Origin of the sequence: Dokdonella sp. (assembly GCF_036518555.1) — a bacterium.
GTDB lineage: Bacteria > Pseudomonadota > Gammaproteobacteria > Xanthomonadales > Rhodanobacteraceae > Dokdonella_A.
Map to the genome: position 1 here is coordinate 1 of NZ_DATDMY010000236.1, position 2,212 is coordinate 2,212.

The 2,212-nt window shown below is 72.7% G+C and carries 2 protein-coding genes; both read left to right on the plus strand.

The features are described 5' to 3' along the window. A partial coding sequence (locus VI238_RS13025) for a hypothetical protein (RefSeq protein WP_414650064.1) occupies window positions 1-306 on the plus strand: 306 nt, incomplete at its 5' end. Between the two features lie 268 nt (window positions 307-574). Further along, window positions 575-2,212: YbaL family putative K(+) efflux transporter (gene ybaL, locus VI238_RS13030; protein WP_331652032.1), on the plus strand; the 1,638-nt coding region annotated here is incomplete at its 3' end.

The following is a 2,212-nucleotide window of genomic DNA, read 5'->3' on the forward strand; positions in this document are numbered from 1 at the left end:
TTCGAGACCGGCCTTTCCTTCATCCTGTTCCTGCCGACGTTCACGATCGTCGGCGCGATCTATTGCATCTGGCCGCGTGCGCCGCGCGGGGCGGCGCGCTGGGCGGTCGACCTCGGCGTGCTCGCGCTCGCGGCGGCGGCGAGCATCGTCGCGATGCGGTGGGGCTTCGACGCGAGCATGGGCCGCGGCGGACACCTGTGGCCGCAGATCGTCGCGACCCTGCTCGCCTACGGCGTGTTCCTCGCCGTGCTCGCGCTCGCGTGGCCGCTGCGCGCGCGCTGGCTGCGCGGCCGCGGGCAGGCCTGAATCCGTTCATCGGCTGGATCACGCGGGGCGGAAGGCGATCCGGCACGGCGCACGCGTGATCCGGCGAGCCGCGCAGACCGCGACGGCGTCATCGTGGTGAAGGGCGCGAGCGCCATCGGGGCTTCCTGCAGCGCGCGCGCTTCGTGCCGACGATGGCGCCGTCCGGCAGGGATTCTTCCTGTGCGCCCGATGTGCTACACATCGAGTGCGTCGCGCATCCGCGTCGCGGCGGCGATGCGCGCTGCCTTCACGCCCGCTGGGACCGCGCATGACCCATGCCACACCGCTGATCGCGACGCTCGTCTCCGCGTTCGTGCTCGCCTACGTCGCGGGCATGATCGCGCAGCGGCTGCGCCTGCCGGCGATCGTCGGCTACCTGCTCGCGGGCGTCGCGATCGGGCCGTTCACGCCCGGCATCGTCGCCGACCAGGCGCTCGCGCCGGAACTGTCCGAGATCGGCGTGATCCTGCTCATGTTCGGTGTCGGCTTGCACTTCTCGCTCGGCGACCTGCTCGCGGTGCGTGCGATCGCGTTGCCGGGAGCGGCCGTGCAGATCGCGATCGCGACCGCGCTCGGCATGCTGCTCGCGTGGGCGATGGGTTGGCCGCCGGGCGCCGGCCTCGTGCTCGGCCTCGCGCTGTCGACCGCGAGCACGGTGGTGTTGCTGCGGTCACTCGAGGAGCGCGGCCTGCTCGAGACGCAGCGCGGCCGCATCGCGATCGGCTGGCTCATCGTCGAGGACCTCGCGATGGTGCTCACCCTCGTGCTGCTGCCCGCGCTCGCGGGCCTGCTCGGCGGCACGGCGCAGGAGGGCGTGAACCTCTACGCGGCGCTCGGCCTCACGCTTGCCAAGGTCGCCGCGTTCGTCGCCGTGATGCTGCTGGTCGGCCGGCGCGCGATTCCATGGCTGCTCGAGCACACCGCGGGTACCGGCTCGCGTGAGCTGTTCACGCTTGCCGTGCTCGGCATCGCGCTCGGCGTCGCCTACGCGTCGGCGATGCTGTTCGGCGTCTCGTTCGCGCTCGGCGCGTTCTTCGCCGGCATGGTGCTCAACGAATCGAAGCTGAGCCATCAGGCGGCGCAGGATTCGCTGCCGTTCCGCGACGCCTTCGCGGTGCTGTTCTTCGTCTCGGTCGGCATGCTGTTCGACCCATCGATCCTCCTGCGCGCGCCGCTGCCGGTGCTCGGCGTGGTCGCGATCATCCTCGTCGGCAAGTCGATCGGCGCGTTCGCGATCGTGCGCGCATTCGGACGCCCGCCCGAGGTCGGGCTGACGATCGCCGCGAGCCTCGCGCAGATCGGGGAATTCGCGTTCATCCTCGCCGGGCTCGGCGTCGAGTCCGGCCTGCTGCCGAAAGACGGCCGCGACCTCGTGCTCGCGGGCGCGATCCTGTCGATCTGCGCGAACCCGCTGCTGTTCATCGCGCTCGACCGCTGGGTCGCGCGCCGCGAGGCCGTGCGTGCCGCCGCCGCGGCCGCGCTCGAACCCGACCTGCCGCCCGGTCCGCCACTGCCCGAGCGCGACCACGTGATCCTCGTCGGCTTCGGCCGCGTCGGTTCGCTGGTCGGCCAGCGCCTACACGAGGAAGGCATGCCGCTCGCGCTGATCGAGCCCGACGTCGACGCGGTCGAGCGTGCCCGCGCGCTCGGCATCCCCGCGCTGGCCGGCAATGCGGCCGCGAGCGGGCGGCTCGCCGCCGTGCACGTCGCCGGCGCGCGCGCGATCGTCGTCGCGATCCCGCAGGCGCTCGAAGCCGGCCAGATCATCCGCCACGCGCGCGAGGCGAATCCGTCGATCGCCGTGCTGGCGCGCGCGCATTCGGACGACGAGGTCGCCTATCTGCTCGGCGCCGGCGCCGACGCCGCGGTCATGGGCGAACGCGAGATCGCGCGCAGCATGTGCGAG